The following is a 14512-nucleotide window of genomic DNA, read 5'->3' as shown; positions in this document are numbered from 1 at the left end:
CACGCGTGGCGCCGTCTTCCGTCGGCGGCGCCGCGTACAGTGGAAGGGTGAGCGACGAGACGACGACCAGCGCGCCGACGGATGGCCTGTGGAGCCGCCTGCGCCTGATCGAGGGTCAGCCGCTCACCGCGCGGGCCGAGGCGTACTCCGCCCTGCACGATGAACTCTCGCGTCGTCTCGAGAGCGGCTCCCGGCACGACCAGCGGGAGACCCCGGGATCACGATGACGCGACTCGACGCCGCCCTCGCGTCCCGAGGACTCGCCCGTTCGCGCACCCACGCTGCCACCCTCATCGCCGAGGGGCTTGTGAGTGTCGACGGCCGCCCGGTCGTCAAAGCCTCGACTCCGGTCGATGAGGGCAGCACGATCACGGTCGACGGCGCCGACCACTACGTCAGCCGCGCCGCGCACAAGCTCATCGCCGGCCTCGACGGCTTCGACGTCCCGGTGAAGGGCCGACTCGCTCTCGACATGGGCGCTTCCACCGGGGGCTTCACCCAGGTGCTCCGGGAGCGCGGCGCTCGGCGCGTGCTCGCGGTGGATGTGGGTCACGGTCAGCTCGCGCCGTCGATCGCAGCGGATCCCGGCGTCACCGCCGTCGAGGGATTCAACGTCCGGTACATGTCGCCGGAGATCGTGACGGAGGCGACGGGCGAGTCCTCGGCTCCCGATCTCGTGGTGGGTGATCTCTCCTTCATCTCGCTCGAACTCGTGCTCCCCGCAGTGGTCGCCGTGGCCGCCCCGGGGGCCGACGTGCTGCTGCTCGTCAAACCGCAGTTCGAGGTCGGCCGGACGGCCGTGCGCGGCGGTCTCGTGACCGACCCCGCGACCCGGGCCGACGCCGTGGCCCGCGTGGTGTGGAGCGCATGGGACGCGGGGTTGGGGATGTCGGGGATCCTTCCTTCCCCGATCCTGGGAACCCACGGCAATGCGGAGTATCTCGTCCACCTCGTGCCGGGCGGCGGCAGCAATCCGACAGAATGGATGGACACCATCAACCGGCTGGCAGGGGGACGATGAACGAGCGCAGGATCCTGGTCGTCGCCCACGCGGGCCGCGTCGACACCGTCGCGGCCGCCCGTCGGGTGATCGATGCCCTCCGGGGTGCGGGAGTGCGTCCCGTGCTGGCGGCCGACGACCACGCCGAGCTCACCGCGGTCGACCCGTTCTTCGCGGACGTCGAGGTGCTGGATGTCTCCGCCGGTTCGGCATCCCTCGAACTCGCGATCGTCCTCGGCGGCGACGGTACGATCCTGCGCGCGGCGGAACTCGTCCGCGACAGCGGCGCTCCGGTGCTCGGCATCAACATGGGGCACGTCGGCTTCCTCGCCGAGATCGACCGTGACGACATGGACGACGCGATGCGACGCGTCATCGCCCGTGACTACGAAGTCGAGGAGCGCCTGGCGCTGTCGGTGCGCGTGAAGGATGCCTCAGGCGACGTCGTCTTCGAGACCTGGGCCCTGAACGAGGCCACCGTCGAGAAGGCGAGCCGGGAGCGCATGATCGAGGTGGTGCTCGAGATCGATGGGCGGCCGCTGTCGAGCTTCGGCTGCGACGGCATGGTCATCTCGACCCCGACGGGCTCGACCGCCTACAACTTCTCCGCCGGCGGCCCGGTGATCTGGCCCACCGTGGAGGCCATCGCGGTCGTCCCGCTGTCGGCCCACGCCCTCTTCGCGAAGCCCCTCGTCGTCAGCCCCGACGCGGCGGTGGCGATCGAGATGCTGGAGCGGACCGACGGCTCCGGCATCCTCTGGTGCGACGGTCGCCGTTCGCACGACCTCCCGCCGGGGGCTCGCGTCGTCGTGCGGCGTTCCTCGCGACCGGTCCGGCTCGCGCGACTTCACCCCACCGCGTTCACGAATCGTCTCGTGCGCAAGTTCCAGCTCCCCGTCGAGGGATGGCGCGGACAGGAGCGGAGGAGCGAGGCATGATCGAGGAGATGCGCATGCAGGGGCTCGGCGTGATCGCCGATGCCGTCCTGCCGCTCGGTCCCGGTTTCACGGCCATCACCGGGGAGACCGGCGCGGGCAAGACGATGGTCGTCACCGGGCTCGGGCTGCTCCTCGGGCAGCGTGCCGACTCCGGCGCGGTGCGCAAGGGCGCGGCGCAGGCGTCCGTCGCGGGCGTGTGGATCGTGCCGGAGACCGGCGAGGTCGCCGACATCGTGGCCGAGGCCGGGGGAGAGCTGGAGCCGGCCGGAGCCGGGACGGCCGAACTGTACGTCTCGCGCACCCTCAGCGCCGAGGGCCGCAGTCGCGCGAGCGTCGGCGGGCGGGCCGCGCCGGCTGGGGTGCTGTCCTCGCTCGCGGACGAGCTCATCGTCGTGCACGGACAGTCCGAGCAGCTGCGGCTGCGCTCGGCCGCCGCGCAGCGCGACGCCCTCGACCGCTTCGGCGGCGAACCGATCGCCCGGGCGCTGGAGGAGTACCAGGCCGCGTTCGAGCGCTGGCGAACGCTCGACGCCGAGATCATCGACATCACCGCGAACCGTGACCGGCGTGCCGAGGAGGCCGCCCGGCTGCGGGAGGACCTCGCCCTGATCGAGGCGACCGCCCCCGAGGAGGGCGAGGACGAGGAGCTGACGGCTCGTGCCGAGCGCCTCGCGAACGCGGAGGAACTCCGCGTCGCCGCCGCCTTGGCCCACGGAGCCCTCTCGAACGAGGAGGGCGAGCCCGATGCCTCGGCGCTGGTCGCAGAAGCGCGCCGAGCGATCGAGCGCGTGTCCGACCCGAAGCTCGCGGAGGTCGCGGAGACCCTGGCAGACATCGGCTACCGCATTGCCGACGCCGCCGGCGTGCTCTCCGGCTTCCTCGCCGACCTCGACGAGTCCGGTCCGCACGAGCTGGCCGCCGTCGAGGAGCGCCGGGCCGCGCTCGGCGTCCTCATCCGTCAGCACGGCTCGCTGGCGGAGGCCCTGGCGCTGTGGCAGACCGGATCCGCGCGGCTGGCCGAACTCGACGACGACGGGGAGCGTCTGGAACGTCTCACCGCCGAGCGCGACGCGGCCAGGACGGAACTCGACGCCCGCGCCGACGCCCTCACCGCTGCCCGGAGCGAGGCGGCCGTCCGGCTCGGCGAGGCCGTGACCACTGAGCTGCACGCGTTGGCCATGCCGGATGCGCGCCTCGACGTCTCCGTGTCTCCGGGCGCCGAGAGCACGCACGGACGCGACGACGTCGCCATCCTGCTCGCCCCGCATCCCGGTGCCGAACCCCGCTCCGTCGCCAAGGGGGCTTCCGGGGGTGAGCTGTCTCGGGTGATGCTCGCGATCGAAGTGGTGATCGCGGCGACCGATCCGGTGCCGACCTTCGTCTTCGACGAGGTCGACGCGGGCATCGGCGGCGCCGCGGCCATCGAGGTCGGCCGGCGACTCGCCCGACTCGCCGAGAAGTCGCAGGTGATCGCCGTCACCCATCTCGCGCAGGTGGCCGCCTTCGCGAACAACCACCTCACCGTCGTGAAATCGCACGACGGCGCCGTCACCGCCTCCAGCGTGCGGCGGCTTGACGGGGAGGAGCGCGAGGCCGAGATGGCTCGCCTGCTCTCCGGACTCGCGGACTCCGATGCCGCACTCACCCACGCCCGTGAGCTTCTCAGCCTCGGCGTCTGAACGAACTGTTAGGATAGAAGCCCGTGATGAACTCTTCTTCTGCGGGGCCCAAGAACGACACGACCAAGCACATCTTCGTGACTGGTGGTGTCGTTTCGTCTTTGGGCAAGGGGCTCACCGCGGCCAGCCTGGGCAACCTCCTGACCGCCCGCGGACTGCGCGTGGTCATGCAGAAGCTCGACCCGTATCTGAACGTCGATCCGGGCACCATGAACCCGTTCCAGCACGGTGAGGTCTTCGTCACCGACGACGGCGCGGAGACCGACCTCGACATCGGACACTACGAGCGCTTCCTCGACATCAACCTGTCCGAGGCGGCCAACGTCACCACCGGCCAGATCTACTCGCAGGTGATCGCGCGCGAGCGTCGCGGCGAGTACCTCGGCGACACGGTGCAGGTCATCCCGCACATCACCGACGAGATCAAGCGACGCATGCGGCTGCAGGCGACGGAGGACCCGCGTCCCGACGTGATCATCACGGAGGTGGGCGGCACCGTCGGTGACATCGAGTCGCAGCCCTTCCTCGAGTCCGCTCGCCAACTGCGCCACGAGCTCGGCCGCGACAACGTGTTCTTCGTGCACGTCTCGCTGGTGCCGTTCATGGGCGCCTCCGGCGAGCAGAAGACCAAGCCGACCCAGCACTCCGTCGCGGCCCTCCGCCAGGTCGGCATCCAGCCCGACGCCCTGGTGCTCCGCAGCGACCGTCCCGTGAGTGCGAGCAACCGCAACAAGATCGCCCTCATGTGCGACGTCGACGTCGAGGGCGTCATCAACACCGTCGACCTGCCGAGCATCTACGACATCCCCTCCACTCTCAACGAGCAGGGTCTGGATTCCTACATCGTGCGCCGCCTCGGCCTCGACCAGAAGGCGGCCGACGTCGACTGGACGCGCTGGAGCAAGGTGCTGCACGCGGTGCACAACCCCAAGCACGAGGTCACCATCGGTCTCGTCGGCAAGTACATCGACCTGCCCGATGCCTACCTGTCCGTGACGGAGGCCCTCAAGGCGGGCGGCTTTGCACAGGAGACCAAGGTCAACATCCGCTGGATCCCGTCCGACCTCTGCGAGACGCCCGAGGGCGCGCAGGAGCAGCTCGCGGAGCTGGACGGCATTTGCGTGCCCGGTGGCTTCGGCATCCGCGGCATCGAGGGGAAGCTGGGCGCGCTGAAGTTCGCGCGTGAGCAGGGCATCCCGACCCTCGGCCTCTGCCTGGGGCTGCAGTGCATGGTCATCGAGTACGCCCGCGACGTGGCCGGGATCGCGGGAGCCTCGTCCAGCGAGTTCGACCCGGACACCGCGGAGCCCGTCATCGCGACGATGGCCGAGCAGATCGAGATCCTCGACGGCGGCGACTTGGGCGGCACCATGCGTCTCGGCCTCTACCAGGCGGCTCTCGCCGAGGGCTCGCTGGCCCGCGAGGTCTACGGCGCCGCAGAGGTGTCCGAGCGTCACCGCCACCGCTACGAGGTGAACAACGCCTACCGCGATCGCCTGTCGGAGGCGGGTCTGGTGTTCTCGGGCCTCAACCCGGAGCTGGACCTCGTCGAGTTCGTCGAGCTGCCGCGCGACGTGCACCCGTACTACATCGCCACCCAGGCGCACCCGGAGCTGCGTTCGCGTCCGACCGATCCGCACCCGCTGTTCCGCGGGCTCGTCGGCGCGGCCATCGCCCGCCACCGCGCGAGCGAGCTGTTCGACGTGCCCGTCGATGAGTGAGTCGGAGGCACCGGCGGTGGACGAGTCGCTGCGCGATGAACCCTTCGAGCCGGAGGTCGTGAGCAGCGACCTCGTGTACGAAGGCTACGTCTGGGACGTGCGTTCCGACCGTGTGCGGTACGGCGACGGCGAGATCGTTCGGCAGTACGTCGCGCACCCCGGCGCTGTCGCGGTCCTCGCGCTGGACGACGAGGGGCGGGTGCTGCTCATCCAGCAGTACCGCCACCCCATCCGCCACCGGGACTGGGAGCTGCCGGCCGGCCTCCTCGACATCGAGGGGGAGGAGCCGATGGCAGCCGCCCGCCGCGAGCTGGCGGAGGAGGCCGACCTCGTCGCCGCGCACTGGGAGCCGCTGGTGTCGTCGTGGACGACGCCGGGCGGCAACGACGAGCTGATCCGGGTGTTCCTCGCGACCGGGCTCTCCGCTGCCGAGACCGCGCACGACCGCGAGGACGAGGAGGCGGACATCCGCCTCGCCTGGGTGCCGCTGACCGAGGCGGTCGACGGGGTGATGGAGGGGCGTCTTCGCAACGGCATCCTCTCCATCGGCGTGCTGGCCGCGGCGCAGAGGCTGCGCGACCGGGGCTGAGGATGCTGCTCGAGCGCGCCCTCGACGCGTACCTGCGTCACGTGACGATCGAGCGCGGACTCAGCGCCCATACGATCGCCGCCTATCGTCGCGACCTCGAGTTCTACCGCGAGTGGCTGGAGGCGGAGGGCATCTCCGACACCGCGGACGTCACGTCCGCGGTCGTCGACCGGTTCATCGCGGACCGCGCGTCGGCGGAGCCGGCCCCGGCAGCGACGAGTCTCGCGCGCCTGCAATCCTCGGTGCGCGGGTGGCATCGCTTCCTCGCCAGAGAGGGCATCGAGGCGGACGATCCGACCGGACGGCTCCGCCCGCCGAAGACCCCGCGCCGACTGCCGAAAGCCCTCACGATCGACCAGGTGGAGCGGCTGCTCGCGGCACCGTCGGCGGAGGAACCCCTCGGCATCCGCGATCGGGCGCTGCTGGAGCTCCTCTACGCGACCGGCGCCCGGGTGTCGGAGGCCGTCGGTCTCGACGTGGACGACATGGCGCACGGCGAGGTGCTGCGCCTCCGGGGCAAAGGGTCGAAGGAGCGCATCGTCCCGGTCGGGTCGTACGCCCGTGCCGCCGTCGACGCGTATCTCACGCGCGTCCGTCCCGACCTCGCGGCGAAGGGACGTGCGTCGGCCCGGCTCTTCCTCGGTGCACGCGGCGCCCCGCTCTCCCGGCAGAGCGCCTGGCTGGTGATCCGTTCCGCCGCCGACCGTGCGCAGCTCACTGCCGAGGTCTCCCCGCACACGCTGCGGCATTCGTTCGCGACCCATCTCCTGCAGGGCGGTGCCGATGTGCGCGTGGTGCAGGAGCTACTGGGACACTCCTCGGTCGCGACGACGCAGATCTACACTCACGTCTCGGTGGACGCCTTGCGCGACATCTACGCGACCTCGCATCCTCGGGCACGCTGATCGCGAGCAGATACCCGGCTGGTGCGGAGACCGCCCGCCGCGCGCCGGGCCGGCCGGAGAACGCATGGCGGATACAATCGAGCAAGCACGAAGGAGCAGGAGAACCGGTGGCTGAGAAAGTGGCGAAGTCCAGGGCGAAGGCGCAGAAGGCCGACGACACCCCCATGGGACCCACTGGCCGTCCGTATCAGGGCTTTCCGATCCCGGCGCCGCTGAAGTCGCACGGCCCGGCACGCATCATCGCCCTCTGCAACCAGAAGGGCGGCGTCGGCAAGACGACGACCTCCATCAACCTCGCCGCGGCCTTGGCGGAATACGGCCGCAAGGTGCTCGCGGTGGACTTCGACCCACAGGGCGCGCTGTCCGCGGGCCTCGGCATCCAGACGCACGACGTCCCGACGGTCTACGACCTCCTGCTCGACACGAAGCGCGATGCGCACGATGCGATCGTGCACTCGAACGTGCCAGGACTCGACGTCCTCCCCGCGAACATCGACCTCTCGGCCGCGGAGGTGCACCTGGTCAACGAGGTCGCCCGTGAGACCATCCTCGCCCGCGTCCTGCGACAGGTGGCGGGGGAGTACGACGTGATCCTCATCGACTGCCAGCCGTCGCTCGGCCTGCTGACCGTCAACGCCCTGACGGCCGCGCACGGCGTCATCATCCCGCTCGAATGCGAGTTCTTCGCCCTGCGCGGTGTCGCGCTCCTCATCGAGACCATCGACAAGGTCCGCGACCGCCTCAACCCGTCCATCGAGATGGACGGGCTCCTGGCGACCATGTACGACCCGCGCACGCTGCACTCGCGCGAGGTGCTCGAGCGCGTGGTGGAGGCGTTCGGCGACGATGTGCTGGAGACCGTGATCGGCCGTACCGTGAAGTTCCCGGATGCGTCGGTCTCGGGGGTCCCGATCACCGAGTTCGCTCCGGAGCACGCGGCCGCACAGGCATACCTGCGGCTGGCCAGGGAGCTGGTCGCCCGTGGCGCCGTCGCCTGACGAGCTCGGAACCGCCGAGCTCCCGGCACCCGCCGAAGCCGTCGACGCTGCGGAGGCTGTCCCCGCCGACGATGCCGCCGGGTTCCGGGTCTCGCTGACGAACTTCGACGGTCCGTTCGATCTCCTGCTCACCCTCATCTCGAAGCACGAGATGGACATCACCGAGGTGTCGTTGAGTGCCGTCACCAACGAGTTCATCGCGTACCTCGCCGACCTGGAGGACGAAGAGGAGCTGGACCAGGCGTCCGAATTCCTCGTCGTCGCGGCGACCCTGCTCGACATGAAGGTGGCGGGGCTGCTGCCGCAGGGTGAGCTCGTCGACGCCGAGGCCGTCGCTCTGCTGGAGGCCCGTGACCTGCTGTTCGCCCGGCTGCTGCAGTACCGGGCGTTCAAGGAGGTGTCGGCGTGGTTCGCGCGGTGCCTGCAGCGAGAGGACCGGCGTCATGTGCGGGCGGTGCCGCTGGAGGAGAAACACCGGAAGCAGACGCCCGAGCTGGTCTGGTCGCTCACGGCCGACGATTTCGCGGCGGTGGCGCTCCTGGCCTTCGCGCCGAAGGAGATCCCGCACGTCGGGCTCGACCACCTGCATGCGCCGCTGGTCAGCATCCGCGAGCAGGCCGCGATCGTCGTCACACTGCTGCGCGGTACCGAGTCGCTGAGCTTCCGCGAGCTCGTCGCCGGCGTCACCGAGCCCGGCATCGTCGTGGCCCGCTTCATCTCGGTGCTGGAGCTGTACCGGCACGCGGCGCTGTCCTTCGAACAACTGGAACCGCTCGGGGAGCTCACGCTCCGCTGGGCAGCCGACTCCTGGTCGGACGAGACACTGGCGACCCTGGGGGCCGACTATGACCGATGATGTGACCGCGCCCGACACCGAGCTCCGCGACGGCTCCGACACCGTGACGGGCGCCGGTCTCCCACTCAGCGAGCGCGTGGAGGCCATCCTCTTCATCGTGGACGAGCCGATCGGCCTGGTGGCCCTCGCCGCGGCGGTCGGCGCTCCGGTGCCCGCCGTACGGCAGACCGTGGAGTCGCTGGTCGAGGACTACGACGGGCGGGGCGCGGGGCCGCGGCGCGGGTTCGAGCTGCGGGAGGTCGGCGGCGGCTGGCGGCTCTACGTCCGCGAGGACCTCGACCCGGTCGTCGCGGAGTTCGTCGGTGGTCAGGCTCCGGCCCGGCTCTCGCAGGCGGCGTTGGAGACGCTCGCGGTGATCGCGTACAAGCAGCCCGTCACCCGGAGCCAGGTCGCCTCGATCCGCGCGGTCAACGTCGATTCCGTGGTCCGTACGCTCCTCGCGCGCGGGCTGATCACCGAACTGTTCGCCGACTCCGAGACCGGGGCGATCAACTACGGCACGACCGATGCGCTCCTCCAGCATCTCGGCATCAACTCTCTGGACGAGCTTCCGCCGATCTCGCCGCTCCTGGATGACGGCGCCGACGGCTTCGACGAAGGGACGGTCCGATGACCACCGACGCCCACGATTCCGCGGCCCCCGAGGGCGTGCGACTGCAGAAGGTGCTGGCGGCTGCCGGCGTCGCCTCTCGACGCGTCGTCGAGCAGTACATCGTCGAGGGACGCATCCGCGTGAACGGCCAGACGGTCACCGAACTCGGTCGCCGCATCGACCCGGAACGCGACCTGGTCGACGTCGACGGCACCGCGGTGCAGCTCGACGTGTCCAAGCGCTATGTGATGCTGAACAAGCCGACCGGCGTGGTCAGCAGCATGCGCGATGAGAGCGGCCGTCCTGACCTCCGGCGCTTCACGAAGGACTACGACGAGCGGCTGTACAACGTCGGCCGCCTGGACGCCGAGACCAGCGGTCTGCTGCTGCTCACCAACGACGGCGAACTCGCGCATGTCCTCGCGCACCCGTCGTTCGGCGTTACCAAGGTCTACATCGCGAAGGTCGAGGGGACGGTGACCGCGCAGACCATCTCGATGCTCACCAAGGGCATCGAGCTGGAAGACGGCCCCATCGCCGCCGACAAGGCCCGGCTGCTGGACACCTCCCGCGGGTCGAGCCTCGTCGAGCTCACGCTCCACTCAGGACGCAACCGGATCGTGCGCCGCATGATGGCCGCGGTCGGGCATCCCGTCACGGAACTCGTGCGGCGCCAGTTCGGTCCGCTGCACCTGGGAACCCTCCCGGCGGGTCGGACGCGGGAACTGAGTAAAATCGAACTCGGCGCGCTGTTGACCCTCGCGCGCCGCGAATCCGGTGTCGCCGCGGCGCCAGGCGAGCAGGAGACCGAATGACCCAGACGACGAGTGCGCCCGCGGCGCGGAAGGCCGGTGCCGTCGCGCCCCGCCTGTCCGGCACCGTGCGCATCGTCGGCGCCGGGCTGCTCGGCGCCAGCGTCGGTCACGCCCTCCGCGCGAAGGGCATCGACGTCGTCCTCACGGATGCGTCCCCGGCGCAGTTGCGGCTCGCCGTCGACTACGGGGCTGGACGTCTCCCGCAGGATGACGACGCCCCTGTGCTCATCGTCGTCGCCGTGCCGCCGGATGTGACGGCCGACGTGATCCAGGCCGAGCTCGAGCGCTACCCCGACGCCGTCGTGACGGATGTCGCGAGTGTGAAGTTGGAGCCCTTCCGGACGCTCCGGGAGCGCGGAGTGGACCTCGCCCGCTACATCGGCTCGCACCCCCTCGCCGGTCGGGAGCGCGGCGGTGCGATCTCCGCCCGGGCCGACCTGTTCATCGGACGGCCGTGGGTCGTGTGCCGCGACGAGGACACCTCTGCGCGAGACCTCGCGCTGGTCGAGGCGCTGGCTCTGGATGTCGGCGCGATGCCGCTGGAGATGACCCCCGAGGAGCACGACCGCTCCGTCGCCCTCACCTCGCACGTGCCTCAGGTCGTCGCGAGCCTCCTTGCCGGGCGTCTCGCCGGGGCCGAGGAGGGCGCACTCCGCCTGGCCGGGCAGGGTGTGCGGGACACGACGCGCATCGCCGCCTCTGCCCCCGAGCTCTGGGTGCAGATCCTCGGCGCCAACGCCGGCCCCGTGGTCGAGATCCTCGACGCCCTCGCAACGGATCTGAGTGAGGTCGCCGATGCGCTCCGCGCGCCCGGCGCCCCCGGTGCCCGTCGCGTCCTGGCGGAGACCATCCGCCAGGGTAACGACGGCGTCGAACGACTCCCCGGCAAGCACGGACAGAACCGACGCTTCGAGACACTGGTCGTCATGGTCGACGACACCGCCGGCCAGCTCGGCCGCCTGTTCGGCGAGCTCGGCGAGCTGGGCGTGAACGTCGAGGACCTGCGGCTGGAGCATTCTCCCGGCGCGCAGTTCGGCCTCGCCGAGATCAGTGTCGACCCCGCGGCGCTGCACGGCGCGATCACCGGGCTCCAGGAACGCGGCTGGCGCATCGCAGGGAACACCAATGACTGACACCTCCACCGTCTCCGCCACGAAGTTCATCGCCATCGACGGGCCCGCCGGGTCCGGCAAGTCGAGCGTCTCCAAGGCGATCGCGCGCCGCGAGGGCTTCGGCTATCTCGACACGGGATCCGCGTATCGGGCCCTCGCATGGCACGTGCTCGATCGCGGAGCGGACACCGACGACGCCGAGGCCGTGCGTGCTGCGGCCGCCGAGTTCCCGGTCCGCCTCGGCCTCGACCCGGACGACCGCACCGTGCGCGTGGGCGACGTCGACGTGACGGAGGCGATCCGCGAGCCGCGCGTGTCCGGTGCCGTGAGCGGCGTGGCCCGCGTGCCCGAGGTGCGCAGTCAGGTCAACGAGCTCTTCCGGGCGCTGGTCGCCGAGGCGCCGTATCCGGCCGTCGTCGTCGAAGGACGCGATATCACGACCGTGGTGGCCCCGGACGCGCCGGTCCGCATCCTGCTGACCGCGGCGCCTGAGGTACGGGCTGCTCGCCGTGCGGGAGAGCTCGCGGGCGAGAACGCCGCCGCCGTCGCGGCGGCTCTCCACAAGCGCGACGCCTCCGACAGCGCCGTCGTCGACTTCCTCAACGCCGCCGAGGGCGTGGAGGTCGTCGATTCGACCGCACTCGATTTCCCCCAGACCATCGACGCCGTCCTTTCGGTGATCGAACGACTCCGAGGAGCAGACCGTGGCTGACGACGAATACGAAGGCGGTCCCGACCAGCTCGCCGAGAAGCTCGAGCAGATCGACGACCAGCTGGCCGAGCAGCGCGCGGAGACCCTGCGCGCCGGACTCGCCGACTACGAGCTCGACGACGAGGACGCCGCGCTCCTCGCCGGGGTGGCTCTCGGTGAGGACGGCATCGAGTTCCTGCCGGCGCTCCCCGTGGTGGCGATCGTGGGACGGCCGAACGTCGGCAAGTCTGCGCTCGTGAACCGCATCCTCGGCCGTCGTGAGGCTGTCGTGGAGGACACCCCGGGTGTGACCCGTGACCGTGTCACGTACAAGGCCGAGTGGAACGACCGTCGGTTCACCCTCGTCGACACCGGCGGGTGGGAGCCGGACGCCCGCGGCATCGATCGTTCGGTCGCGGCGCAGGCCGAGGTCGCGATCGACCTGTCCGATGTCGTCCTGTTCGTCGTCGACGCCATGGTGGGCGCCACCTCGACCGACGAGCACGTCGTGAAGCTGCTGAGGAAGAGCGGCAAGCCGGTCTTCCTCGTCGCCAACAAGATCGACGACGCTCGTCAGGAGCCGGAAGCGGCCGCCCTCTGGAACCTCGGTCTCGGGGAGCCGCACCCGGTGTCCGCGATCCACGGTCGCGGTGTGGCCGACCTGCTCGACGCCGTGCTGGAGAAGCTGCCGGAGATCTCCGCGGTGGCGAAGCAGGAGATCGGCGGTCCGCGCCGCGTCGCGATCCTGGGGCGTCCGAACGTGGGCAAGTCCTCGCTGCTGAACAAGGCCGCGGGGGAGGAGCGCGTCGTCGTCAACGATCTCGCCGGCACGACTCGCGACCCCGTGGACGAAGTCGTGGAGCTGGGCGGCAAGATGTGGCGCCTCGTCGACACGGCCGGTATCCGCCGCCGCGTGCACATGGCGCAGGGCGCGGACTTCTATGCGTCGCTGCGTACCTCGGCGGCGCTGGAGAAGGCCGAGGTCGCGATCGTCGTCCTCGACGTGTCGGAGTCGATCAGCGAGCAGGACGTGCGGATCATCGACCTCGTGCTCGAGTCGGGTCGCGCGCTCGTCCTGGCGTTCAACAAGTGGGATCGCCTCAACGACGACGACCTGGAGAACGCCGACCGCCGCCGCTACCTGGAGCGCGAGATCGAGCAGGACCTCGCCCACGTGGCCTGGGCCCCGCGAGTCAACATCTCGGCGAAGACCGGCCGTCACCTCGACAAACTCGTCCCGGCGCTGGAGATGGCGCTGGAGAACTGGGACCGCCGGATCCCCACGGGCAAGTTCAACGCGTTCCTCGCCGAACTCGTCGCCGAGCACCCGCACCCCGTCCGTGGCGGGAAGCAGCCGCGCATCCTCTTCGGCACGCAGGCCTCGACCCGCCCGCCGACATTCGTGCTGTTCACGACCGGCTTCCTCGACCCGGGCTACCGTCGGTTCATCCAGCGCCGGCTGCGGGAGCTCTACCCGTTCGAGGGCACGCCGATCGTCATCAACATGCGCGTGCGGGAGCGTCGCCAGCGCTGAGTCGTTGCCGCGCATGTCGCGGTGGTGGCGCCGGAGCCCCGATGCTGTGAAAAGCTGAGGGGGTGACTGTCGTACCTCCTGCCGCCGGTGAACCGCGTCGCCCCGAGGGGCCTCGCGATCCGGGCGACGCCTGGGTGGTGGCGGCGACGGGCGAGCGGTACTGGGGGCGCTTCGGTGCCGCCGGTCTCCTCGCCGTTGACCCGAAGCGCGGGATCCTGCTGCAGCATCGCGTGGCGTGGAGCCACTTCGGCGGCACCTGGGGCCTGCCGGGGGGAGCGCTGCACGAGGGTGAGGCAGCCATCGTCGGTGCCGTACGGGAGGCGCAGGAGGAGGCCGGGGTGCCGGACGGCGCGGTGCGGCCGCGTTTCACGAGCGTGCTCGATCTCGGCGTCTGGTCGTACACCACCGTCGTCGCGGACGTGCGGACCCCCTTCGATCCCGTGATCAGCGACCCCGAGAGCGTCGCGCTGTCGTGGGTGTCCATCGAGCAGGTGGACGGGCTGCCGCTCCACCCCGGCTTCGGTGCGGCGTGGCCGATGCTGCGGGCGCAGCTGTCGGCACACCCGGTGGTCGTCGTCGACGCGGCCAACGTCGTGGGCTCGGTCCCGGACGGCTGGTGGAAGGATCGCGCTGGAGCAGCCGCACGCCTGCGCGATCGTCTGACGGGACTCTCCGTGCCCGCGGACGACCTCGGGCTCGCGGGGGACGCCTGGTTCCCGGAGGTGGCGCTCGTCGTGGAAGGTCGCGCACGGGACATCGCGCAGGCGTCCGCCGAGGGATCGCCCGCGGATGCCGCGGCCGCGGAAGCCGGTGTCGCGAGCTCGGCCCTCGACGTTGTGCGCGCGGAGGGCGCCGGTGACGACGCGATCGTGGCAGAGGTCGAACGCCGGGTCGCGAGCGCGCGGCCGGTTCTCGCGGTGACCAGTGACCGCGAGCTGCAGTCTCGCGTCGAGGCCGCCGGGGCGCAGGTGCGCCCGAGCGGCTGGCTCCTCCGCCTCCTCGACGCGTAGCGAGCGGGACGCTGGGCTCCCGGATTCGCCCCGATCGGCTCTCTGGGGTTTTCTCCTTCCGACATCGGAGTC

The 14512-nt window shown here is 70.8% G+C and carries 15 protein-coding genes; all 15 read left to right on the top strand.

Features of this window, described 5'->3' with window-relative positions; genetic code table 11:
• Positions 1-47 precede the first annotated feature (47 nt).
• The 15 genes from FY549_RS15255 (at position 48) to FY549_RS15185 (ending at position 14440) form a co-directional block, all read left to right on the top strand.
• Positions 48-227 carry a hypothetical protein gene (locus FY549_RS15255; RefSeq protein ID WP_149085733.1) on the top strand — a complete coding sequence of 60 codons (180 nt, stop codon included), beginning with the start codon at positions 48-50 and terminating at the stop codon, positions 225-227.
• Entirely contained in the window at positions 224-1021 is a 798-nt protein-coding gene (locus FY549_RS15250) for a TlyA family RNA methyltransferase (protein ID WP_149085732.1), read from the top strand. Before FY549_RS15255 ends, FY549_RS15250 begins: the two co-directional genes overlap by 4 nt.
• Positions 1018-1938 carry an NAD kinase gene (locus FY549_RS15245; protein ID WP_149085731.1) on the top strand — a complete coding sequence of 307 codons (921 nt, stop codon included), beginning with the start codon at positions 1018-1020 and terminating at the stop codon, positions 1936-1938. The genes FY549_RS15250 and FY549_RS15245 overlap by 4 nt, the downstream gene beginning before the upstream one ends.
• Complete coding sequence (gene recN, locus FY549_RS15240) at positions 1935-3617, top strand: DNA repair protein RecN (protein ID WP_149085730.1); 1683 nt, start codon at positions 1935-1937, stop codon at positions 3615-3617. The genes FY549_RS15245 and recN overlap by 4 nt, the downstream gene beginning before the upstream one ends.
• Before the next feature lie 26 nt (positions 3618-3643).
• On the top strand, positions 3644-5338 hold the full coding sequence (locus FY549_RS15235) for a CTP synthase (protein WP_149085729.1): 1695 nt from the start codon (positions 3644-3646) through the stop codon (positions 5336-5338).
• Positions 5331-5927 carry an NUDIX domain-containing protein gene (locus FY549_RS15230; RefSeq protein ID WP_149085728.1) on the top strand — a complete coding sequence of 199 codons (597 nt, stop codon included), beginning with the start codon at positions 5331-5333 and terminating at the stop codon, positions 5925-5927. The genes FY549_RS15235 and FY549_RS15230 overlap by 8 nt, the downstream gene beginning before the upstream one ends.
• A 2-nt stretch (positions 5928-5929) precedes the next feature.
• On the top strand, positions 5930-6832 hold the full coding sequence (gene xerD, locus FY549_RS15225) for a site-specific tyrosine recombinase XerD (protein ID WP_149085727.1): 903 nt from the start codon (positions 5930-5932) through the stop codon (positions 6830-6832).
• 164 nt (positions 6833-6996) lie between these two features.
• A complete protein-coding gene (locus FY549_RS15220) occupies positions 6997-7830 on the top strand; it encodes a ParA family protein (protein ID WP_164498181.1) in 834 nt (277 codons plus the stop codon).
• Complete coding sequence (locus tag FY549_RS15215; RefSeq protein WP_149085726.1) at positions 7814-8686, top strand: segregation and condensation protein A; 873 nt, start codon at positions 7814-7816, stop codon at positions 8684-8686. The genes FY549_RS15220 and FY549_RS15215 overlap by 17 nt, the downstream gene beginning before the upstream one ends.
• The gene (scpB, locus tag FY549_RS15210) at positions 8676-9299 is read left to right on the top strand and encodes an SMC-Scp complex subunit ScpB (protein WP_200838801.1); all 624 of its coding nucleotides are present in this window, start codon (positions 8676-8678) and stop codon (positions 9297-9299) included. The genes FY549_RS15215 and scpB overlap by 11 nt, the downstream gene beginning before the upstream one ends.
• A complete protein-coding gene (locus FY549_RS15205; protein ID WP_149085725.1) occupies positions 9296-10093 on the top strand; it encodes a pseudouridine synthase in 798 nt (265 codons plus the stop codon). The genes scpB and FY549_RS15205 overlap by 4 nt, the downstream gene beginning before the upstream one ends.
• Positions 10090-11226, top strand: coding sequence for a prephenate dehydrogenase (locus FY549_RS15200; RefSeq protein ID WP_149085724.1), 1137 nt, complete (start codon positions 10090-10092; stop codon positions 11224-11226). The genes FY549_RS15205 and FY549_RS15200 overlap by 4 nt, the downstream gene beginning before the upstream one ends.
• Positions 11219-11917, top strand: coding sequence for a (d)CMP kinase (gene cmk, locus FY549_RS15195; protein ID WP_149085723.1), 699 nt, complete (start codon positions 11219-11221; stop codon positions 11915-11917). Before FY549_RS15200 ends, cmk begins: the two co-directional genes overlap by 8 nt.
• Complete coding sequence (der, locus tag FY549_RS15190; protein ID WP_062633891.1) at positions 11910-13430, top strand: ribosome biogenesis GTPase Der; 1521 nt, start codon at positions 11910-11912, stop codon at positions 13428-13430. Before cmk ends, der begins: the two co-directional genes overlap by 8 nt.
• A 62-nt stretch (positions 13431-13492) precedes the next feature.
• Complete coding sequence (locus tag FY549_RS15185; RefSeq protein WP_149085722.1) at positions 13493-14440, top strand: NUDIX domain-containing protein; 948 nt, start codon at positions 13493-13495, stop codon at positions 14438-14440.
• Positions 14441-14512: the final 72 nt, after the last annotated feature.

The organism is Microbacterium sp. 1S1, assembly GCF_008271365.1.
GTDB lineage: Bacteria > Actinomycetota > Actinomycetes > Actinomycetales > Microbacteriaceae > Microbacterium.
The sequence above is the reverse complement of the archived record's forward strand: the minus strand, read 5'-3'. Positions and strand labels throughout refer to the sequence as shown.